A 22,700-nucleotide genomic window follows, 5' to 3' on the forward strand; every position below is an offset into this window, starting at 1 on the left:
GCCCCCAGGAAAGCGCCCAGCCGGAACGGAAATCAACCACACGTTTTGGTGATGAACCACCATTTCTACATTGTATAAAAGGCAACAAGTGAATTTTTTATATGTTTTGTCACTTGCTTTGACGATACATATATATCAGAGAATTCGTTACACTAATGGTATGGGATTTTTTTATTTCAGAAAGCTTATGGGGAGTAGGTTTAGTACATGTTTAAAGTTCGAAAAGAGTCTCTATTTAAATTTTTGAAAATTCTTCTTCCAACAGTACTTTTAGCGATTGCTATTTTTGAAATTCAACAAACGGTAAGTGGGATAGATGTTCATTTACTTCAGAAAGAAGTGAATGAATTACAGTTGTGGGAGCTCTTGTTGATTTTTTTCATCACCTTCTGTGCTATTACACCGATGCTTTTTTATGATGTTATTTTAGTGAAAATATTGGGCATCAAAATAAATAACCGCAAATTACTGAACCATTCATTTATCGTGAATACATTCTCAAATCTTATTGGCTTTGGTGGCCTAGTCGGCGTATTTTTGCGTAATTATTTCTATTCAAAATATAAAGAGGACAAGGAAGACTTGTTAAAAAGTATTGCCTCCGTAACACTCTTTTATTTAACAGGGATTTCTCTGTTAGCTTGGATAATGTATATATTCTTTTGGGACTTCCCGTTGCTGAAAGAAGTACGATGGTTATCGATGGCAGTCATAATTGTCAGCTTATATGTTCCGGCTTTTATTGTTATGCGCATTATTCGCTATAGAAAAGCGAATTCTTTAAATCCAAAGGTATCTCTTCAGTTGATGATAACTTCAGTAGCTGAATGGCTTGCGATCTTTTTAGTTATTTGGATATTAACTTTAATTTTGAAGATACCGATAGAATTATCCGCTTTAATTCCAATATTTTTAATTGCTTCCTGTGCGGGAATAGTCAGTATGATTCCTGGTGGAGTTGGCTCATTTGACCTTGTTTTTTTGTGGGGGACTCAAAATTTAGGAATTGCTGATGAAAAAGTGCTTTTTTTATTAATTTTGTACCGGGTTGGCTACTTTGTACTTCCATTTTTAGTTTCCTCAATCTTATTTATAAGAGAATATTGGAATCGTTGGAATCAATCATGGGAAGACTTGCCGAATATTATTTTTCAGAAGTTTAGTCATATGTTGTTAACGGTATTGGTATTTATCTCTGGCATTGTGTTATTACTATCAGCGGCGGTGCCTGGTATTTTAAGCAGACTAAAAATAACTCAGGAATTTTTATCCTCGCCAATCATGAATGTCTCTCATCAATTGACTGTTGCAGCAGGTTTTATTCTTTTAGGATTATGTAGGGGAATTAAATATAAAGTAACAAGGGCATATCAGTTTACCGTCATTGTGTTAATTAGTTCCGCACTGTTTTCAATTTTTAAGGGCTTTGACTATGAAGAAGCTATTTTTTTAGTAATTGTCACAGTGCTGTTAATTGCGTCAAAAAAACAATTTTACCGTGAAAGTTATGTTTTGACATGGGGGATAGCCTTGTTTGACCTTACTGTAGTGATAATCATTACAGCGATGTATTTATTGATTGGGTATGTGAACTTACCTACTTCTATAATTCATATTCCAGCTGCTCTACAGGACTATATCATTACAGATTACCGAGATCTATTTCATAGTGCTCTAATGGGTATCCTAATAGCAATTTTCATTTTTTATATAGGTTATTTTATCCGTGCACCTAAAAGAATGGAAATGCTTTTGTCTAGTGAGCAAGAAGATGCAATCAAAAATCATTTGATGACCTATAAAGGGACGGAGTATTCACACTTGATTTTTTTACATGACAAATTTGTACATTGGAATGAAAAAGGTACAGTTTTATTTTCTTATCAAATATTTGCTGATAAGATCGTAGTGCTTGGAGATCCAGTAGGGGATGAATCTGATTTTTTATCTGCTATTCAGGAGTTTTTAGGATTGGCGGATAAGCATAGTTATAGACCTGTCTTTTATGAAATTAACAATAAAATTTTCTCTTCATTACATGAGAATGGCTATAGTTTTTTTAAACTTGGCGAGGAAGCATTTGTAGATTTAGAAAAGTTTACATTTGCCGGTAAGGGAATGAAGGGAAGTCGAGCGATAAAAAATAAATTTGAACGAGAAAATTTTACTGTGGAATTTATAAGCCCTCCGTACTCACAGGAAGTCATGAATGAATTGGAAGAAGTATCAACGAAATGGTTGCAGGGAAGGGCTGAAAAGGGCTTTTCTCTTGGCTTTTTTGATGAACGCTATTTAAGCACTTCCAACATTGCTGTTTTACGTGGAGCAGAAGGAATTATTGGCTTTGCCAGTATCATGCCAATGTACGATAATGGCGAAAGCATCTCAGTAGATCTTATGCGTTTTAAACCGGGAGCACCATCTGGCACGATGGATTTCATTTTTTTATCACTATTTGAATGGGCAAAAGCAGAAGGCTATCGCGTTTTCAATATAGGAATGTCGCCATTATCAAACGTCGGACAGTCTAGGTTTTCCTTTTTAAGTGAAAAAATTGCAGCACAAATATTTTTACATGGGCACTACCTTTATCATTTTAAAGGATTAAAAAACTTTAAATTAAAATATGCAGATTTTTGGGTGCCAAAGTATGTAGGATATCGAAAGAAATCTTCATTGCCGTTTACAATGGCACAAATCACGCTATTAATTGGCAAAAAGAGAAAATAAATAGCCAGGAGATCTCACGCTGCTTACTTAGAGAAGAGTGGGAAGCGATTGTAAGGAGTCTGTGCTGCCAACATAATTAAATGCATTGGTCGCCCTACTTAGACGGAAGTATTCGTTTAGCCAATTCAAAAAAAGATGCATTGCAAAATTACTTTGCGATGCATCTTTTTTGATGGGTTTTTATCATCGGAAGAATGGACACCAACGCAGGTAGAACAGTGGACATCGCTGATAAAAGGGCAAGAATCGCTGATAAAACCCCGAACATCGCTGATAAAAGTGTAAGAATCGCTGATAAAACCTCGAACATCGCTGATAAAAGGGCAAGAATCGCTGATAAAACCCCGAACATCGCTGATAAAAGTGTCAGAATCGCTGATAAAACCTCAAACATCGCTGATAAAAGTGTCGGAATCGCTGATAAAACCCCGAACATCGCTGATAAAAGTGTCAGAATCGCTGATAAAACCTCAAACATCGCTGATAAAAGTGTCGGAATCGCTGATAAAACCCCGAACATCGCTGATAAAAGTGTCAGAATCGCTGATAAAACCTCGAACATCGCTGATAAAAGTGTCGGAATCGCTGATAAAACCTCAAACATCGCTGATACACGGAAATCAACCCCACGTTTTGATAAAGAGTCTAAAAATTGTAAATTTATATTTGATTTTCCATTGTAGCTTTGCAATAATAGAGAAAATTTTAATTCTAGATATAAGATTAATAGTAAAAATTGAAACGTATTAAGGGGAGGGAGCTAGTTTGCGTATTCCAAATAAATTAACAGTAGGTGATGAGATACGTGTTATCGCACCTAGTCGTAGCGCAGCAATCATAACAGAGGAAGGCGTTGATCAAACAAAGAAAAAACTTGAAGAGTTAGGCTTTACTGTATCATATGGGCGTCATATTTTTGAATGTGATCTTCAACATTCATCATCAATTGAGCATCGAGTTTCTGATATTCATGATGCCTTCCGTGATGATAATGTGAAGGCTGTATTAACAGTCATTGGTGGTTTTAACTGTAATGAGATATTACCTTATTTGGATTACGACATGATAGCAAATAACCCAAAAATACTTTGTGGTTTCAGTGATATCACCGCTTTAGCAACCGCTATTACGAAAAAATGTGGATTTATTACGTATTCGGGGCCACATTTTTCTAGCTTTCTTATGGAACAAGCACAAGACTATCAGTTATCCTATTTTCAAAAATGCTTAATGGAAAATAAGCCATATACGATTAAAGCATCAAGCATTTGGAGTGATGATGCATGGTATTTAGATCAACAAAATCGGCATTTTGAAGCGGCTAGCTGGAAGGTATACTCTGATGGAGAAGCAAGTGGGCAATTATTTGGTGGGAATTTATGTACATTAAATCTACTTCAAGGTACACCATATATGCCTGATTTATCGGATAGTATTTTATTTGTAGAGGATGATGAACTAGTTACTCCAGAAATATTTGCCCGTGATTTTACCTCATTATTACAAGCTACTACTAATATTAAAGGTATTGCGATAGGGCGTTTTCAAAGAGCTTCTAAAATGACAGAGGAGCAACTACATTTTATTTTAGATAAACACCCAAGTTTAAGGGAAATCCCGATTATTTATGATGTGGACTTTGGACATACACAGCCAATTTTTACGTTTCCTATCGGTGGAACAATTCAAATGAACACGAAAGATTTCATCATACATGTCAGTAAATTTTAGAAAGGAGTCAATAAAATGTTAATAAGGGAAGCAAAAATAGAAGATGTTGAACAAATAATAGCTGTTATGAAAAATGCGGAAGAGTCTAATTTTATGTTATTCGGGCCAGGTGAACGACAGTTAGAAGCTGAACAATTTACTAGAGTTATTGAGAATATTAACAATAACCGTCATTCAGCATTATTTATAGCTGAAATAGATCAGACAGTGGTCGGTTATTTAATTGTTCAAGGGAGTACACCATCTAGACTTTCACATCGAGCCTATATTGTAATTGGCATCCATAGTGAGTATAGAGGAAGAAAAATTGGCACTGCATTATTTGGCCACTTAGACGATTGGGCAAAAGAGAAGGGCATTCATCGCTTGGAACTTACAGTAATGGTGAGTAATACAGCAGGCATAGCTTTATATAAAAAAATGGGGTTTGAAGTTGAGGGAACTAAAAGACATTCCCTATATGTTGATGGTGAATATATGGACGAGTATTACATGTCAAAATTATTTAACGTTTAAGAAACACAAATCGAATTAAAAGTACTACCTATTGCAAAAATGTCTATAGTACGAGGCGTGATTGTAAACTAAATAAGTAGAGCCTTGTTGAATTTTCAGCAAGGCTCAATCTTTGTAAAATAATCATTGTCAATAATAGCATACATTTTCACATTTTGATGATTACCTAACAAACATACTTTTTCGTAACAGACACTCATAAAGCATACCCGATTTTTCCATTACTTTTTGGGAACCGATATTTTCTTCAAAGCACCGTGCTTGGATTCGAACGAACTTTAACTCATTAAATCCATAGTCAATCAATTTTTTTGTTGCTTCAGTTGTAATTCCTTGATTCCAATATCCCTCAGAAAGAACATAACCAATCTCCGCAAATTTATGCTGATCATTAATTGAAACAAAGTCAATAGTGCCAATCAATTTCTGCTCATATTCAATGCCCCATAATAGGTGTTTGCCTTGTTTATACCAGTTTAAAATTAATTCAATAAACTCTTTTGTATCGTCTAAACTTTTATGTGCATCCCATGTAACAAAGCGTGCTACATTTTCGCAGGAAGCATAATCAATTTCGCCTTGGCGTAATTGCGTCCGGATTTTGAATTGTGCCCGCACAATTCATTCCTTTCAAAATCCGTGACATCCGCCGGAGGCTTTATCTTCATTCAGTAGGTATTTGGATACCCACTAAAAAGGAACCACATCAGCATTCATCTCACCACCTTTAGAGGTGGGAATCTTCTACTGAATGAAGATAAAACATTGCTTCTAAATCATTTGAAGAAATCGGCCTTAATGTAAGTCTTGTTGTTTTTAAAACAGGTATGGTTTGTTTAAAAATGTTGTCGCTCACAAAACCCCTCCCTTATTTGTGAAAGCATTTTAATGTAATTTATTATAACAATATTTGTAAATTATCGGAAAGCTTTTTAGTTGAGATTGGGAGGGGGTGTCCCAGCTAAGCTTGTACAAATGAGTATAATGTTTCTTCTAAACATAGAAAAAAGGACCTCCTTCATGGGCGATGAAAATCATACAGTTTTTCTATTACTTGTTTCTCGACAAATCAAGTATATATAAATCAGTGAATCTGTGCTTTTCTTATGCGGGTAATTGTGTGAATGCCCCAAAAAATATTATAGAACCTAAAGTAAAAAGGCAGTTGAAAGTTCGATTTAACAGAACTTTCAACTGCCTAATTTAATTAATGGACTTTTTCGGTGTCCTTCTTCATAGGAGAGCCCTTATTTTACATATAATTATTAATTTTCTTCAATATCTTTGCGGTTTTTCTTTAACATTTTAGATAACATTTCATAGACGATTGGTACAACTACTAATGTTAATAATGTCGAAGATAGTAAACCACCAATTACAGTAATTGCTAGGTCTTTTGAAATTAGACCACTGCCACCACCGCCGAGTGCCATTGGGATCATCGCTCCGATTGTTGCAATGGCTGTCATTAGAATTGGGCGTAAACGAGTGGCACCTGCTTCTAGAATGGCCTCCCGCATAACGAGTCCGTCGCGTTCCATATGGATAATGCGGTCTACTAATACGATGGCATTTGTTACAACGATACCAATCAGCATTAAGAGTCCCATCATAACAGAAACAGAAATTGTTTGATTTGTGACAAACAAGCCGACAAATGCCCCAATTACTGCGAATGGTAGTGAGAACAGAATAGCGAATGGTGCTAAACCTTCACCGAATGTTACTACTAGAATGAAGTACACGATAGCGATTGCAGCTAACATAGCAATTCCAAGCTGTGTAAATGTTTCTTGCATATCTGCAGCCACACCTGCAACACCTGTCGTTACACCTTTAGGTAAATCTAATTTATCGATCTTTTTATCAGTAGCCGAAGTTACTTTTGAAATATCTTCTTCAGTAATCGTACCAGAAACTGTTGCGTAATATTCGCCCTTAGAGCGAGATAATGAATTAAGCGTAGTGCCTTCTTCTACCTTTACTAATTCACCGATTGTCATTGTTGTGCCTAAAGCGGTCTTGATTTCAGTAGCTAATACATCATCAAGAGAAGTAGCTGCTGCCTTTGCTTCACGTTGTACAATGACATCAATATCTTCACCATCATATTTGACTGATGTTAAAACTTCTGGTGATGTATTGGCGTTCAAGGCCATTACAATTTGAGCAGTAGTTAAACCATATTGTAGAACATTCTTTTGATCTACTTTTAAGGTATGCTCAACATATGGATCTTCATTATTAGATTTAATGTCTTCTAAGCCATCAACTTCTTTTAATGCACCTTCGACTTGTTTCACAGCATCACGAAGCTTATCTAAGTCCTCACTATATAATGAGTAGCTTACTTCATTTGAAGACCCAGACATTGACGAGAAGTTTTGAGATTTCCATTTTCCTGATTGACCAATGTTAGCTATATAGTCTTCTACTTCTTTACGTGCTTCAGGGAAGTCCTCCATATCTGGATCAAAGATGAGGTACATTAATGCACCACCAGCGCCGCCGCCCATCATCGTTGCAGCAGGATCAACATTTTTAGGGTCATTGATAGAGACTTGTAAAATATCAATATCTTTGCGTTTCATTAATTCTTTTTCTATTGTTGCCACATTTGCTTCTGTATCTTTCATTAGCTCGCCTGTAGCAGGTGTATACGATAAGTACATCACCTTTTCTTCTTGAGAGCCCATGAAACTGAAGCCGATGAGTGGTGTTAATGCAAGAGAACCAACAAGCAGTACAATCGCTATAACCGATGTAATGATCTTATGGTTTAATGCTTTTTCTAGTACACCTTTATACCAAGTAGCTAGTTTACCAACTTCTTTATGCTGACTTTCTTTTTTCTCACCGTATAATTTTTTACGGAATAGGAAGTGAGATAAAGCTGGAACTATTGTAATCGCCACGATTAATGAAGCACCTAGCGCAAATGACATTGTTAACGCAAACGGCATGAATAATTCGCCAACCATACCACCTACAAAAATTAAAGGAGCGAAAACTGCTACAGTTACTAATGTAGAAGAAAGGATTGGTTTGAACATTTCAAGTGTCGCTTCACGAATAAGGGCACGACCGGTTAATTTTTCTTCTTTTAAATGGATACGTCGATAAATATTTTCAACAACTACAATGGAGTCATCAATTACACGACCAATCGCTACGGTAATCGCACCGAGGGTCATAATGTTTAATGTGATATCCATCCAGTTTAATAGTAGTAAAGCCATGAATATTGAAACTGGGATAGAGATAATTGAAATAATTGTTGATTTGAAATCACGTAAGAATAGTAAAATAATTAGTACGGCAATTGCGCCACCAAATACTGCTTTTTCAATCATTGTGAAGACTGAATCTTCAATCGGAGCACCTTGGTCAAGTGAGATTTCCACTTTTAAGCCGTCTATTAATTTTTCTTCTTCTTTAATGAGATCCTTTACAGCATTTACGACTGTTACCGTATTTGCATCTTGGCTTTTAACAATTTGAATAGCAATCGCATCTTTACCATTTGTACGTGATACAGATTGTACTTTACCTTCTACTTCAATCGTTGCAATATCACCTAAGCGAACGAATGGAGAAGGGTTTGCAGCTGAAGGTGTAACTGGGATTAATAAGTTTTTTAATTCATCTACAGATTTAACTTTACCGTCTACCGAAACAGCTTGCTCGCCGACAGTAAATTGATATAAACCGAGTGAAAGTGACATATCACTTGCTTGAATCATTTGCTGAACTGATTCTTCTGTTAAGCCGAGCTCAGCCATTTTCTTTTCATCATATTTAAATGACACTTGATTAATGTGCTGACCTGTAATGGTTGCAGAAGCAACACCATCAATTTTTTCGATTTTAGGAAGTAAAATGTCTTCTACCGTTGATGTTAATTCAACAATATCTTCCTTAGAGCTACTAACTGATAAAGCCACAACAGGCATCATATTCATACTGATGGCCATAATTGTTGGCTTTTGAGCACCTTCAGGTAATTTTACATTATCTAAAGCGGACTCTAATTGGCGCTTTTTCTCATCCATATCAATGCCGTAGTCATATTCAACTTGAACTTGTGCTACGTTTGAAGAGGATGTTGAGTAAACGGCCTTAACATCTTCTAAGCCTTCGATTGATTTTTCAAATGGAATGGAAAGTTCATTCATGATCTGTTCAGGTGTTGCGCCGGGATAAACACCCATAACAATTAAATATGGTATAGAAATATCAGGTATGGATTCCATTTTCATTTTTGTACCTGAATAAATACCGGAGACAGTGATGATAATTGTTAATAGCCACACTGCCAATTTGTTTTTCAATACGAAATTAACTAAACCTTTCACCTTTACACCTACCCTTTATTGACTTACTAATTTCAATTATTTATACTAATGACTAATTGGTCACTTGTCAATGAAATACATTAGGAGAGAATTAAAAGTATGTTAAAAAAGCAATTAATTATGGAAAAAGCATTAGAGTTATTCTCGGAACAAGGATTTGAAGCTACATCTGTACAGCAAATTACAGAACGATGTGGAATTTCAAAAGGAGCATTTTATTTATCTTTTAAAACAAAGGACGAACTTCTTTTTTCGATGGTAGAGTACTATCTACAGCAACTTGTTACCGAAATTGACCATGTAGTCAGAAGTTCGCTTAGTAAAGATGTCAAAATTGTTGAGTTTTACAAAAGTGTTTTTCAAGCATTTAAAAAACATTCTGCATCTGCCCGCGTTTTTTTTAATGAGAAACTTCTTTTTACAAAAAAGGAATTGCTCCAAAAAATAAGTGCTTATGATGCGGATATGTCAAAGTCGATCATCTATATGCTTGAGCAACTATATCGGGATGAACTAAGCAAGACAAAATATGATGTTATGTACTGCATTAAAGGATTTATGAAGAGTTATGCAGAACTTTGTATTTTTTCCGATATACCATTAGATTTAGATCAATTGGCAAAATCTTTAGCAGAAAAGACGGATATTATAGCACGGTATACAACGATTCCTTTTATCACAGAAGAGCTTGTTCAATTGACAGCAAAACCATGTAATGAAGAAGTTACAAAGGAATCTTTGTTACAATTAATCGATCAACACCTAAGTGACTTAGAGGAGTCAATTGAACGCGAGTCTCTTGAATTGCTAAAATCTCAACTTGAAAATCTAACCTATAGTAAACCAATTGTAAAAGGTTTAATCGAAAATTTACGCTTACAGCCAGAGTGTAGATGGGTTGCTTATGGATTAACGAAATATTTTAAAATTTAACTTCTTTCAGCATTGATCTCACCACTATAGGCGGTGAGATCAATGTGGTTTTAAGTCGCTTTTCAGCGGGGGTCCAAACATCCGCTGAAAGAAGTTAAAGCCGAATCTGGACGCAATTATGCCGAGGTATAATTGATCTATAGGGATAGAATTGTTCACTAACGGGGTGAACAATTCTATTTTTTTATCTTTATTCAATGCTGGCACAATTCATAATCCGGACGTATTGTTTATCTGCTGAGTCTAAATTGACTGGTAGTAACTGTAGTGCTTCCTTTGAACTGTTAAAAGGCTGTTGAATCCATAATAATCGTTCAAGGAAATTTTTCACATCATTCGGTAGAGCCAATTCTTCTTGCCAAGGTTTTTCTTTATTTGTAGAAGGTTTGTAGCTTGAGTAAAGTAAATATAATAAAAAATGACCAACAAAATATAAATCGCTAATATGATTTTCGGCTCGCTTTGGGTTTTGGATTGAAGAGAAATCCACATTTTTTTTAACGGAAGCAAGGCCGAAATCAATAATATACAATTGTTGATTGGCAAATAAAATATTAGGGATACGTAAATCTCGATGTACTATGCCATTTTCATGTAAAACAATTATTTGTTGCAATAGTTGTTTCGTGATTAAAAGCGACTCAGAGATTGTGAATGTTTGGCCTTCGTCAAAAATGAGCTGTTCAAATGTTTGGCCATTTATATAATCCATAATAAAAAAAGGTATGTTTTGAATAGTGCCTGTTAATTGAATAGACGGAATACTAGACATTGTTAAACGCTGGAGAATTTCAATTTCCTGCATAAATTTATTTTTCGTTTTTTTATGACGACGATGTTTTAAACGCAGGCATTTTAAAACATAAAGCTTTCTCGTGGATTTTTCTTCTATTAAATATGTTCGACCGTATGAGCCGAAACCAAGAAATTTAACAAAAGCGAAATTTTGCTGCTCTGTTATATACTGTTGAACTTCTTGATCAAAACGTTTTTCTAATAATTGATTCCACCACATTAGCTACTGAAGAAACTCCTTGAACTAAAGAAGCTACGTGAGCTTTTTCGATGGCTACGTTTATAATGTTTGTGCCCATAATAATTATGACGTTTGGAATACTTTTGGCGACTACTAGATGAATGATGATGTTTTTTAGATGACCCATTGAGTATGGAATGAAGGATTTTATCTAACATAAGAACTCTCCTCTTTTGTTTTGATACTACTATATACGGAAAATAAAAAAGAGAGGTTTCAAAATTTTAAAAAAATATTTTGCTGTTTGTTAAGGGTTCTTCACTTTTTTTTGCTATCGCCGTTTTGGGCTTTTTTGTTGGGCTACATGTTTTTCGTGAACTACACTCTAAGCAGGGGCAAGAACCGATTAAAAAAGAAGCTACGCAATTTGCGTAGCTTCTTAGTAATGAGGCTAAACCTCCATTATAATCGGTAAAATCATTGGTCGACGTTTTGTTTTTTCAAATAAATATGGTCCTAATACGTCAGTAATTTCATTTTTCAGCTCAGTCCATTGAGGAGTTTTGCTTTGAATTGACTCATTCAGGTGACGATTTAGCATTTTTTGTGCTTCATTAATCATCGTACCTGACTCACGCATGTAAACAAAGCCTCGTGAAATAATGTCTGGGCCAGAAACCATTTTTTGATTTTCCATATCCACACTTACAACAACGATCACTAAACCTTCTTCAGAAAGAATGCGTCGATCACGTAAGACGATATTGCCGATATCTCCAATACCATTGCCATCAATATAAACGTCTCCTGAAGGGATACGACCAGCAACATGTGCCTCATTGGGGCTTAATGCTAGCACGTCACCATTCTCCATAACGAATGAATTTTCAAGTGGAACATCACAATCTTCTGCTAGATGAGTATGCATTTTCAACATACGGAATTCACCGTGAATTGGCATAAAGAATTTAGGCTTCATTAAGCGTAGCATCAATTTTTGTTCTTCTTGAGAACCGTGACCAGACGTATGGATATTATTAAGTGCACCATGAATAACTTCTGCACCTGCACGGAAAAGTAGGTTGATAATCTTATTTACACTTACCGTATTTCCTGGTACTGGCGAAGAAGAGAAGATAACTGTGTCACCAGGCTGAATTTGAATTTGACGATGTGTACCATTGGCAATACGAGAAAGGGCTGCCATTGGTTCACCTTGAGAGCCTGTACATAATATCATAACTTCATTAGCAGGAAGTCGATTAATGCTTTGGGCATCAATGAATGTATCCTTCGGTGCATTAATATAACCAAGTTCACGACCGATTGTAATGGCATTATCCATTGAACGGCCAAAGACAGCGATTTTTCTTCCGTATTTTATGGCAGCATCTGTTGCTTGTTGTAAACGATGAATGTTTGATGCAAAAGTTGCAAAGATAATACGACTATCAACTTTACGGAAAATTTCATCGATACTTTTTCCAACTGTCCGTTCTGACATTGTGAAATTTGGCTTTTCTGCATTTGTACTATCTGAAAGTAAGCACAGTACTCCGTCGCGACCGATTTCAGCCATTTTTGTTAAGTTAGCTGGCTCGCCTACTGGTGTAAAGTCAAATTTAAAGTCACCTGTATGCACGATGTTACCGGGTGGCGTTTTTACGACAACTCCGTAAGCATCTGGAATACTATGTGTTGTTCTAAAGAAGCTGACAGATGTTTTTCTGAATTTAATAATATCCTCTTCTTTAATTTCGATAAGTTTTGTTGTACGAAGCAAGCCGTGTTCATCTAATTTATTGCGTAATAAGCCGAGTGCTAGCTTACCGCCGTAGACAGGGACATTTACTTGACGTAATAAGTAGGGGATACCACCGATATGATCCTCATGTCCATGCGTAATAAATAATCCCTTGATTTTGTCGACGTTACGTACTAAATACGTATAATCTGGAATAACATAGTCAATGCCGAGTAAGTCGTCTTCTGGAAATTTAATGCCGGCATCGATTAAGATAATTTCATCTTGAAATTGAACGCCGTAAGTGTTTTTGCCGATTTCGCCCAGTCCGCCGAGCGCGAAAACAGCTGCTTGGTCATTTTTAACAAACTTCATGTTTGTTAAATTTCCTCCAAGATGAAGTTCGGACTTGCTTGTTCGTAAGTTAAATAGTTACCTTCAAGCAGTTGAATGAACTCAATGTTGTAGTTTCGGTCTTTTAGCTTTTCACGTACTTCGCGCTCTGAAGCAGCTTCAAGGTATAGACTTTTAGTGTTTTCGCGAACTGGAATCTCATTTGCATATTCTTGATAATAAACTTTGTAAATCATAGTTTGCTCTCCTTTTATTGCGTACAATTTTATTGCACCTTTGACTAATACCACACACGTGCTACAAGAAAAAACAGCGAATTTCTAGTATACTTGAGAAAGAAATAAGGCGTTTGAAGTTCTTGTATCTCAGGGTTTCAAAATTTGCACTACGACAAGGCGTAATTGAATAAAACATTGAGACAGTGGTTGCACATAGCCAAATAAATGCATTTCCTTTATATTATCATGCAGTTACTCTAAAATAAAGAAAAGCCCTTCAAATAATGAAGGGCAAATGTTAGGCAATTGATTTTTTTCCGAGTATGCCGCGAAGTTGCTTCAATAATTTCCGTTTGAGTTTCTTCAGCATGGCACATCACTCCTTAGGATCATTATAATAAAAAAATATGCCTGTGTAAAGTTATTAGCCTTGGCAAAATAATACATAATGAAGGGGATTATAAGATGAAGAAAATTTTATTTTTTGATGTAGATGGTACGCTTTATAATAGTGAAAAAATATTACCTGCTTCTGCGAAAGAAGCACTTTTTGAAGCTCGTCGGAAAGGATATGAGCTAGCGATTGCAACTGGGCGTGCACCTTTCATGATTCAATCCTTACTAGAAGAGCTAGATATTAATACGTATGTGACTTTTAATGGACAATATGTTGTGTATCGTGGTGAGGTTGTCTATACAAACGGTATTGAGAAAGACGAGCTAGCCAAAATCGTTGCCTTTGGTGAAGCACGGAACGAACCTGTAGTATTTTTAGATGACAAACAAATGATTGCATCTGTTGAAAATAACGATATGGTGGCAGAAAGTTTAAATACTTTAAAATACCAGTATCCAAATTTAGACTCAACTTATTATATGCAGAACGATGTCTATCAAACACTTATTTTTATGGAAGAAAAAGATGAACATTTATATTGTGAAGCATTTCCGAACGTACAATTTGTACGCTGGCATCACTATTCTTGTGATATTTTACCAAAGGGTGGCTCGAAGGCTGCTGGTATTGAAAAGGTTCTTGAAAAAATGGGGCTGACACTAAATGATGCCATTGCTTTTGGAGATGGTATGAATGATATAGAAATGCTACAGGCTGTTGGAACAGGTGTGGCGATGGGGAATGGACATGAGAGAGTGAAGGCTGTTGCTACTCATGTTGCAGATCATGTGGATGAGGACGGCCTTGCTAAAATTATGCGCGAATTAAAAATCATCTAATTAAAGATAAAGAAGCAACTAGTTGGAGATAATACTACAGCTAGTTGCTTTTGTTTTGGTCTTTAGTTAGATGAATAATCGCAATTGAAAAGAAAACAGCTCCCTGCAGATGTAAAATAACTGTAAGGTTGTTTTCTTTACATCGTGCTTCTAATCACGCTCATATGGAGTAGAATCCGGAATTTCCGTAAATGGATTTTTTTCATTTATGCGATCGTAAAACATTATACCGTTAAGGTGGTCTAATTCGTGTTGGAAGGCTATAGCAGGCAAGCCTTTAAGTCTTAATTTTTTCTCTTCACCATCGACTGTTTTAAATTTAACTGTAACGCGAGCGTGGCGTGGTACATAACCTGGGACATTGCGATCTACAGAAAGGCAACCTTCGCCTGTAGAAAGGTATGTGTTTTCTACAGAGTGACTGACAATTTTAGGGTTGATTGCTACAAAGCTTAGTTGTTCGCCACTCTCATCTTTTAAATGAAGGGCAAACATTCGATGTAGACTATTTACTTGATTGGCAGCTAATCCAATGCCGCTACGTAAATCATATTTATCTGCAATTTCAGGGTCTTGGCTGTTTATTAAATATTGAAGCATGTCTTCTGCAAGCTGTTTTACTTCATCGGTTAAAGGGAATTTAACCTCCTCGGCTTTTGTGCGTAAAGTCGGATGTCCTTCGCGAATAATATCATCCATTAAAATCATATGTGAATCTTCCTTTCAACTTTTAGGCCTTACTTATAAGTATACATCACGTATTAAAACAATCACATGAAAAAAGACCTTATTTGAATATACTTAAAAAATTTTTTTATAGCTATTAGATTGTCTAGAACTGGGGCATTCTACTATTGGTGATCGTATAGGAAAACCTAATAATTGTGCACTTTAAACATATTGTTATAATACAGTTGTTGTTATTTAATGATACAGAATAAGACAGAGGTGTTTAGTCGTTATTTCAGAAAAAATCTTATTTTGTACGCGTAATATATGATTGACCGACCGTATTTTATTCAGTATACTGAGTGCAAAGAATAAGTTGTACTAGTTAAAAAGGTGATTTATTTTAATACAGTTGAAAGGGAGATGTGACAAATGAGCAAGAAAAACAACAATATTTTTGATGCTAAACAAACGCTAACTGAAATCGAAGATAAGTTTGAATTGTTTCAAATTTTGAATGAAGAAGGCGAAATTATAAATGACGAGGCAGACCCGAAGTTATCTGATGAGGAGCTAGTTGAACTAATGACGCGTATGGTTTATACACGTATTTTAGACCAACGCTCTATTTCTCTTAACCGTCAAGGTCGATTAGGTTTCTATGCTCCAACAGCAGGTCAAGAAGCGTCACAACTTGCTTCACAATATGCGTTAGAAAAAGAAGATTGGATTTTACCAGGTTACCGTGATGTACCACAAATCGTATGGCATGGTTTACCTTTAGATAAAGCGTTTTTATTCTCACGTGGTCATTTCGCTGGAAACCAAGTGCCAGAAGGCGTAAACGTATTACCTCCTCAAATTATTATCGGAGCCCAATATGTACAAGCAGCAGGTGTAGCACTTGGTCTTCAAAAGCGTGGTAAAAAAGCAGTAGCTGTAACTTATACAGGTGATGGTGGTTCATCACAAGGGGATTTCTATGAAGGCATTAACTTTGCAGGTGCATTTAAATCACCAGCAATCTTCATTGTACAAAATAACCAGTATGCGATTTCAACACCTCGTGAATTACAAACAGCTGCAAAAACAATTGCTCAAAAAGGTGTAGCAGCAGGCTTACCAAGTATTTTAGTAGATGGAATGGATGCATTAGCTGTTTACGTAGCAACGCGTGATGCACGTGAGCGCGCAGTGAATGGCGAAGGTCCAACGTTAATTGAAACACTATGCTATCGCTATGGTCCTCATACAATGGCAGGGGATGATCCAACGCGTTATCGTACATCTGATACAGATAGCGAATGGGCACAAAAAGACCCTCTTGTACGCTTCCGTAAATACCTAGAGGCGAAAGGTCTATGGGATGAGAAAAAAGAAGAGGCTGTAATTGAGCGTGCAAAAGAAGAAATTAAAGAGGCTATTAAAAAAGCTGATGCAGCTCCAAAACAAAAAGTAACAGAGTTAATGGAAAACATGTATAAAGGCGAAATGCCATCTAATTTAAAAGAACAGTATGAAATCTACAAAGAGAAGGAGTCGAAATAACCTATGGCACAAATGACGATGATTCAAGCAATTACAGATGCACTTCGTACAGAATTAAAGAATGATGAAAACGTTCTTGTATTCGGGGAAGATGTAGGTGTCAACGGTGGGGTATTCCGCGCAACTGAAGGCCTACAAAAAGAATTTGGTGTTGACCGTGTATTCGATACACCATTAGCAGAATCAGGTATTGGTGGCTTAGCAGTCGGTCTTTCTCTAGAAGGTTTCCGTCCAGTTCCTGAAATTCAGTTCTTCGGCTTCGTTTTTGAAGTAATGGATTCAATTAGTGGTCAATTAGCACGTATGAGCTATCGTAGCGGCGGTGTCTATAATGCACCAGTAACAATTCGTTCTCCATTCGGTGGTGGAGTGCATACACCAGAAATGCACTCTGATAGCTTAGAGAGCTTAATGACAGCACAACCAGGTTTAACGGTTGTTGTACCTTCAACACCATACGATGCTAAAGGTTTACTGATTTCTTCTATTCGAAATGATAATCCAGTTATTTTCTTAGAGCATTTAAAATTATACCGTTCGTTCCGTGAAGAGGTACCTGAGGAAGCATACGAAATTCCACTAGGTAAAGCGGATGTAAAACGTGAAGGTAAAGATTTAACGATTATTGCCTATGGTTTAATGGTTCACGAAAGCTTAAAAGCTGCAGAAGAGCTGGAAAAAGAAGGTCACTCTGTAGAAGTTATTGATTTACGTACAATTCAACCAATTGATATTGAAACTATTATTGCATCAGTTGAAAAAACAGGTCGTGCAATCGTTGTACAAGAAGCCCAAAAACAAGCTGGTATTGCGGCAAATGTAGTGGCTGAGATTACAGAGCGTGCGATTTTAAGCTTAGAAGCACCTGTACTTCGTGTGGCTGCACCAGATACTGTGTACCCATTCCCACAAGCTGAAGGTGTTTGGTTACCGAACTATAAAGATGTAATGGCAACAGCGAAAAAAGTTTTAACATTCTAACTTCGTTTCAGTAGAAACTTGAAGAACAGTAAATAGAAAGGATGGGTACACATGGCATTTGAATTCAGATTACCGGATATTGGCGAGGGTATTCACGAAGGAGAAATCGTAAAATGGTTCGTTAAAGCTGGAGATACAGTAAAAGAAGACGATATTCTTTGTGAAGTACAAAACGATAAAGCAGTAGTAGAAATCCCTTCTCCAGTTGAAGGGACAGTTGAGGAAGTTTTAGTAGGAGAAGGCACAGTAGCAGTTGTTGGTGATGTCTTAATCCGCTTTGATGCACCTGGCTATGAAGACTTAAAACTAAAAGGCGATGACCATGCTGAGGCGAAAACAGAAGCTCAAGTTCAAGCAACGGCTGAGTCAGGTCAGAAAGTAGAAAAAGCACCTGTTAAAGCTGAGCAGGCTCCGGAAAAGACTCCAGAGAAAGCTCCTGAAAAGTCTGAAGCTGTAGCAGATGACAATAAACGTATCATTGCAATGCCTTCAGTACGTAAATTTGCACGAGACAATGATGTCAATATTCGTGAAGTTAAAGGTACCGGCAAAAATGGTCGTATTTTAAAACAAGATATTGAGAATTTCCTAAATGGTGGAGGCACTGTAGAAGCTGAAGCACAAGTTGCTAATGAAGAAGCTGTTCAACAAGAAACAGCTGTACACGCAGCGCCAGTAGTCCTTGAAGGAGAATTCCCTGAAACACGTGAGAAAATGTCGGGCATTCGAAAAGCGATTGCAAAAGCAATGGTTCACTCGAAACAAACGGCTCCACATGTTACACTGATGGATGAAGTCGATGTAACAGCTCTTGTAGCGCATCGTAAAAAATTCAAAGATATCGCTGCTGAAAAGGGTGTCAAATTAACGTACTTACCATACGTAGTTAAAGCGCTAATTTCAACTTTACGCGAATTCCCAGAATTTAACCGCTCATTAGATGATGCAACTCAAGAAATTATTCAGAAGCACTACTATAATGTTGGTATTGCAGCAGATACAGAAAAAGGCTTATTAGTACCTGTTATTAAGCACGCAGATCGTAAATCTGTGTTTGCGGTATCTAATGAAATTAATGAGTTAGCGACTAAAGCACGTGAAGGTAAGCTTGCACCACATGAAATGAAGGGCGCTTCGATGTCGATTACGAATATCGGCTCTGCAGGAGGACAGTGGTTTACTCCGGTAATTAATCATCCTGAAGTAGCGATTTTAGGTATTGGTCGAATTTCAGAAAAACCTGTAATAAAAAATGGTGAAATTGTAGCCGCACCTGTGTTAGCATTATCATTGAGCTTTGATCATCGTATGATTGATGGAGCCACTGCGCAAAATGCTTTAAATCACTTAAAGCGTTTGTTAAGTGAACCAGAATTATTATTAATGGAGGCGTAACAAAAATGGTAGTAGGAGATTTCCCAATCGAAACAGATACTCTTGTCATTGGTTCAGGTCCTGGAGGATATGTAGCAGCAATCCGTGCAGCTCAAACTGGCCAAAAAGTAACAATCGTTGAAAAAAATGTACTTGGTGGTGTGTGCTTAAACGTAGGTTGTATCCCATCAAAAGCATTAATTTCAGTAGGTCACCGTTTTGAGCATGCTAAACATTCAGATGACATGGGTATCATCGCTTCTGATGTAAAATTAGACTTCTCAAAAGCACAAGCATTTAAAGACAGCGTTGTTAAAAAATTAACTGGCGGTGTTGAAGGCTTACTTAAAGGTAACAAAGTTGAAATTGTACAAGGTGAAGCTTATTTCGTTGACGCTCATTCAGTACGTATCATCAATGGTGAATCTGCTCAAACTTACACATTTAACAATGTAATTATTGCAACAGGTTCTCGCCCAGTTGAAATTCCAACATTTAAATTCACTGATCGCGTACTAAACTCTACTGGCGCACTTTCTTTACAAGAAGTTCCTGGTAAATTAGTTGTTATCGGTGGAGGCTACATTGGTACTGAGTTAGGTTCAGCTTATGCTAATCTTGGCTCACAAGTAACAATTATCGAAGGCGGAAAAGATATCTTAGCTGGCTTCGAAAAACAAATGACACAAATCGTGAAAAAAGGCCTTAAAAAGAAAGGCGTTGAAATGGAAGTAAACGCATCTGCAAAAGGCGTTGAAGAAACAGAAAACGGCGTAGTAGTAACTTATGAAGTTGGCGGAGAAGAGAAAAAGGTTGAAGCTGACTATGTATTAGTGACTGTAGGTCGTCGTCCAAATACAGATGAAATGGGCCTTGCTGAAATCGGTGTTGAATTCGGTGAACGTGGTCTAATCAATGTTGACAAACAATGTCGTACAAATATTCCAAACATCTATGCAATTGGTGATATTGTAGCAGGTCCTCAGCTTGCTCATAAAGCATCTTACGAAGGTAAAGTTGCTGCTGAAGCAATCGCTGGTGAAAAATCAATCGTTGATTATTTAGCGATTCCTGCTGTATGCTTCACAGATCCAGAGATGGCAACAGTTGGTTATAACGAAGATGAAGCAAAAGCTGAAGGCATTGAATACACTGCAGCGAAATTCCCATTCGCAGCAAATGGTCGTGCACTTGCATTAAACCAAACAGAAGGTTTCGTGAAGCTTGTTGCTCGTAAAGAAGATGGCTTATTAATCGGTGCTCAAATCGTAGGTGCTGGTGCATCTGATATGATCGCTGAAATGGGCTTAGCTATTGAAGGTGGCATGACTGCGGAAGATATTGCATTAACAATCCATGCTCACCCAACATTAGGTGAAATTACAATGGAAGCTGCTGAAGTATTACTTGGCAACCCAATCCATATTGTAGCAAAAAAATAATAAAGTTTATGAAAACGGCTATAAAGCATTTGCTTTGTAGCCGTTTAATTTTGTTGAAAAACTATTTTCAAAGTATGGTTCTTCGGCAAAACGAGGAGGTGATTTCCGTTCCGACTGGGCGCTTTCCTGGTGTCCGATGAGCACTTAGGCCAACAGATGTTTTTTGCGCGAAAGCGAAGCGACAGAAACGAGTTGAGAATCGCTGATAACAACAAGAAAATCGCTGATAAAAAGCTGAGAATCGCTGATAACAACGAGAAAATCGCTGATAAAAAGCCGAGAACCGCTGATAGCAACATGAGAACCACCGATAGCATCATGAATCGCTAATAAAATGCCAAGAATCGCGCCCATAAGAAAGCGAGTAAATCACCCTCATTTAACGCGCTACAAAGTTCACAATTGTTTTTCAACACTATGGAACGGCTATAAGCATTTGCTTTGTAGCCGTTTTTTTGTATAGTACTTGTAATTTTGATAAAGTAAATGTATCGAATGAATATTCGAAAAATATAGTTCGATTTAGAATATATAAAGTAATAGACTAGAAGTAGGATCTGCCAGGTAGAACTGGTGAACCAACAGATAGACCTTTCGGAGCGGCGAATAGAGCTGGCGAATCGACGGATAGACCTGGCAAAGCGGTGGATAGAATAAGCGAAATGACGGATAGATATCGGCAACTGACCGCTAGAATTTTGCATATGTAACGGACGCCTACCGAACAAGTGAATTAGAACAAAAAATCGGGGGGAGACAAATGGAACTAGGCTTAAAGGGGAAAGTAGCAGTTATTACAGGTTCAAGTAAGGGAATTGGTTATTACACGGCGATGCAGCTTGTGAAAGAGGGGGCGAAGGTCGTGCTTTGCGCTCGTGGCGAAAAACAGCTCCAAGTGGCCGCTGGGGGTATTAAAAACGAAACAGGTGAGGACGTTTTAATTGTCCCAACTGATATTACAAAGGAAAAGGATTGTAAGTACTTAATTGAACGGGCAGTAGAGCATTTCGGTCGCCTTGATATTCTTATAAATAATGCTGGTACAGCTTCAGCAAATCCATTTGAATCGGTTAGTAGTGAGCTATGGCAGGCTGATTTAGATTTAAAAGTGTTTGGTGCTGTCAATTGTTCCAAATATGCTGTACCTCATTTACGTAAGGTTGGTGGCGGTGCAATAGTTAATGTGACTGCGGTAATGGCTAAAACACCACCAGCAAGCTCACTTCCTACTACTGTAAGTCGTGCAGCAGGTCTTGCATTAACGAAAGCTATGAGCAAAGACTTAGGTAAAGACAATATTCGTGTAAATTCTGTTTGTATCGGGCTTATTCGAAGTGATCAAATAGAGAAGAAATGGAAAGAAGAAAAACCGGAGCTTTCGTGGAATGATTATTCTCGCAAAGTAGGTCAAGCGATTCCACTTGGTCGCGTAGGGGATACTCAAGAAGCGGCAAATGTCATTACTTTTTTAGTATCAGATGCAGCTAGCTATGTGACAGGAACTTCTGTAAACATTGACGGCGGTTCAGGTCACGCATTATAGAAGTATGAAGAAAAATGGCTCATCTAACGCCTTTAGGAAAGCGCCTTGTTGGAACGGAAATCAACCACACTTTAGGGTGATGAGCCTGAAAAGTTTGTTAAAAAGTATACAATGTAGTTGATTGGAGTGGTGGCTACTCCTTGGGCTTACCCGATTACTTTCGAGGCTAAATCTCCGGATCAAAGCTCACTTACAGCTCCCCGAAGCATATCGGTGTTAGTGCCGTCCTTCTTCGGCTCCTAGTGCCAAGGAAGTGGACACGGAAAACTGAGAGTAGCTATTATAGAAATAACTCTTTTAAAGGGCGTGTACCGAATGACTAAAAAAATAACACAAGAATATCGTGATTA

Annotated in this window: 20 protein-coding genes; 10 read left to right on the forward strand and 10 right to left on the reverse strand. The window is 37.1% G+C overall.

Annotated elements, in window-relative coordinates; all coding sequences use genetic code 11:
• Positions 1-207 precede the first annotated feature (207 nt).
• Entirely contained in the window at positions 208-2,730 is a 2,523-nt protein-coding gene (mprF, locus tag QRN68_RS11465; RefSeq protein WP_285397015.1) for a bifunctional lysylphosphatidylglycerol flippase/synthetase MprF, read from the forward strand.
• 148 nt (positions 2,731-2,878) lie between these two features.
• On the opposite strand, the gene QRN68_RS11470 is transcribed toward mprF, so the two are convergent.
• Positions 2,879-3,421, reverse strand: coding sequence for a hypothetical protein (locus QRN68_RS11470; protein WP_285397016.1), 543 nt, complete (start codon positions 3,419-3,421; stop codon positions 2,879-2,881).
• A gap of 74 nt (positions 3,422-3,495) precedes the next feature.
• Here QRN68_RS11470 and QRN68_RS11475 point away from each other — a divergent pair, with 74 nt between their 5' ends.
• Positions 3,496-4,461 (forward strand): S66 family peptidase, encoded by a 966-nt coding sequence (locus tag QRN68_RS11475; RefSeq protein ID WP_285397017.1) that lies wholly within the window; start codon positions 3,496-3,498, stop codon positions 4,459-4,461.
• Positions 4,462-4,476: 15 nt separating this feature from the next.
• Positions 4,477-4,977 carry a GNAT family N-acetyltransferase gene (locus QRN68_RS11480; protein ID WP_285397018.1) on the forward strand — a complete coding sequence of 167 codons (501 nt, stop codon included), beginning with the start codon at positions 4,477-4,479 and terminating at the stop codon, positions 4,975-4,977.
• Positions 4,978-5,139: 162 nt separating this feature from the next.
• Here QRN68_RS11480 and QRN68_RS11485 read toward each other — a convergent pair whose 3' ends face one another.
• The 3 genes from QRN68_RS11485 to QRN68_RS11495 all read right to left on the reverse strand — a co-directional run bounded on the left by QRN68_RS11485 (position 5,140) and on the right by QRN68_RS11495 (position 9,332).
• Positions 5,140-5,595, reverse strand: coding sequence for a GNAT family N-acetyltransferase (locus tag QRN68_RS11485; RefSeq protein ID WP_285397019.1), 456 nt, complete (start codon positions 5,593-5,595; stop codon positions 5,140-5,142).
• Between the two features lie 109 nt (positions 5,596-5,704).
• Entirely contained in the window at positions 5,705-5,833 is a 129-nt protein-coding gene (locus QRN68_RS11490) for a hypothetical protein (protein ID WP_285397020.1), read from the reverse strand.
• A gap of 409 nt (positions 5,834-6,242) precedes the next feature.
• Positions 6,243-9,332, reverse strand: coding sequence for an efflux RND transporter permease subunit (locus QRN68_RS11495; protein ID WP_285397021.1), 3,090 nt, complete (start codon positions 9,330-9,332; stop codon positions 6,243-6,245).
• Positions 9,333-9,431: 99 nt separating this feature from the next.
• Between QRN68_RS11495 and QRN68_RS11500 the strand changes: the two genes are divergently transcribed.
• Positions 9,432-10,265, forward strand: coding sequence for a TetR/AcrR family transcriptional regulator (locus tag QRN68_RS11500; RefSeq protein WP_285397022.1), 834 nt, complete (start codon positions 9,432-9,434; stop codon positions 10,263-10,265).
• A gap of 190 nt (positions 10,266-10,455) precedes the next feature.
• Here QRN68_RS11500 and QRN68_RS11505 read toward each other — a convergent pair whose 3' ends face one another.
• From QRN68_RS11505 to QRN68_RS11515, 3 genes are all read right to left on the reverse strand, one after another.
• Positions 10,456-11,280, reverse strand: a complete 825-nt coding sequence (locus tag QRN68_RS11505; protein WP_285397023.1) for a protein kinase domain-containing protein — start codon at positions 11,278-11,280, stop codon at positions 10,456-10,458.
• Positions 11,281-11,692: 412 nt separating this feature from the next.
• Positions 11,693-13,360, reverse strand: coding sequence for a ribonuclease J1 (gene rnjA, locus QRN68_RS11510; RefSeq protein WP_285397024.1), 1,668 nt, complete (start codon positions 13,358-13,360; stop codon positions 11,693-11,695).
• 5 nt (positions 13,361-13,365) lie between these two features.
• Positions 13,366-13,575 (reverse strand): DNA-dependent RNA polymerase subunit epsilon, encoded by a 210-nt coding sequence (locus tag QRN68_RS11515; protein ID WP_285397025.1) that lies wholly within the window; start codon positions 13,573-13,575, stop codon positions 13,366-13,368.
• A gap of 447 nt (positions 13,576-14,022) precedes the next feature.
• Here QRN68_RS11515 and QRN68_RS11520 point away from each other — a divergent pair, with 447 nt between their 5' ends.
• Positions 14,023-14,793: a Cof-type HAD-IIB family hydrolase gene (locus tag QRN68_RS11520; protein WP_285397026.1), complete on the forward strand. Its 771-nt coding sequence runs from the start codon at positions 14,023-14,025 to the stop codon at positions 14,791-14,793.
• Between the two features lie 150 nt (positions 14,794-14,943).
• Here QRN68_RS11520 and def read toward each other — a convergent pair whose 3' ends face one another.
• A complete protein-coding gene (gene def, locus QRN68_RS11525) occupies positions 14,944-15,501 on the reverse strand; it encodes a peptide deformylase (RefSeq protein ID WP_285397027.1) in 558 nt (185 codons plus the stop codon).
• Positions 15,502-15,894: 393 nt separating this feature from the next.
• On the opposite strand from def, the gene pdhA reads away from it, so the two are divergent.
• From pdhA to lpdA, 4 genes are read left to right on the forward strand one after another with little or no spacing between them, the layout of a single operon-like run.
• Complete coding sequence (pdhA, locus tag QRN68_RS11530; protein ID WP_285397028.1) at positions 15,895-17,010, forward strand: pyruvate dehydrogenase (acetyl-transferring) E1 component subunit alpha; 1,116 nt, start codon at positions 15,895-15,897, stop codon at positions 17,008-17,010.
• 3 nt (positions 17,011-17,013) lie between these two features.
• On the forward strand, positions 17,014-17,991 hold the full coding sequence (locus QRN68_RS11535; protein ID WP_068983307.1) for an alpha-ketoacid dehydrogenase subunit beta: 978 nt from the start codon (positions 17,014-17,016) through the stop codon (positions 17,989-17,991).
• Positions 17,992-18,042: 51 nt separating this feature from the next.
• Positions 18,043-19,386, forward strand: coding sequence for a dihydrolipoamide acetyltransferase family protein (locus QRN68_RS11540; protein WP_285397029.1), 1,344 nt, complete (start codon positions 18,043-18,045; stop codon positions 19,384-19,386).
• A gap of 5 nt (positions 19,387-19,391) precedes the next feature.
• Complete coding sequence (gene lpdA, locus QRN68_RS11545) at positions 19,392-20,807, forward strand: dihydrolipoyl dehydrogenase (RefSeq protein WP_285397030.1); 1,416 nt, start codon at positions 19,392-19,394, stop codon at positions 20,805-20,807.
• Between the two features lie 18 nt (positions 20,808-20,825).
• Here the strand turns inward: lpdA and QRN68_RS11550 are convergent, their stop codons facing one another.
• Entirely contained in the window at positions 20,826-20,951 is a 126-nt protein-coding gene (locus tag QRN68_RS11550) for a hypothetical protein (protein WP_285397031.1), read from the reverse strand.
• Positions 20,952-21,161 carry a hypothetical protein gene (locus tag QRN68_RS11555; RefSeq protein ID WP_285397032.1) on the reverse strand — a complete coding sequence of 70 codons (210 nt, stop codon included), beginning with the start codon at positions 21,159-21,161 and terminating at the stop codon, positions 20,952-20,954.
• A gap of 406 nt (positions 21,162-21,567) precedes the next feature.
• Between QRN68_RS11555 and QRN68_RS11560 the strand changes: the two genes are divergently transcribed.
• Positions 21,568-22,350 (forward strand): SDR family NAD(P)-dependent oxidoreductase, encoded by a 783-nt coding sequence (locus tag QRN68_RS11560; RefSeq protein WP_285397033.1) that lies wholly within the window; start codon positions 21,568-21,570, stop codon positions 22,348-22,350.
• Positions 22,351-22,700 lie beyond the last annotated feature (350 nt).

This window comes from Lysinibacillus sp. fls2-241-R2A-57 (genome assembly GCF_030209535.1).
In the GTDB taxonomy this organism is placed as follows: Bacteria; Bacillota; Bacilli; order Bacillales_A; family Planococcaceae; genus Lysinibacillus.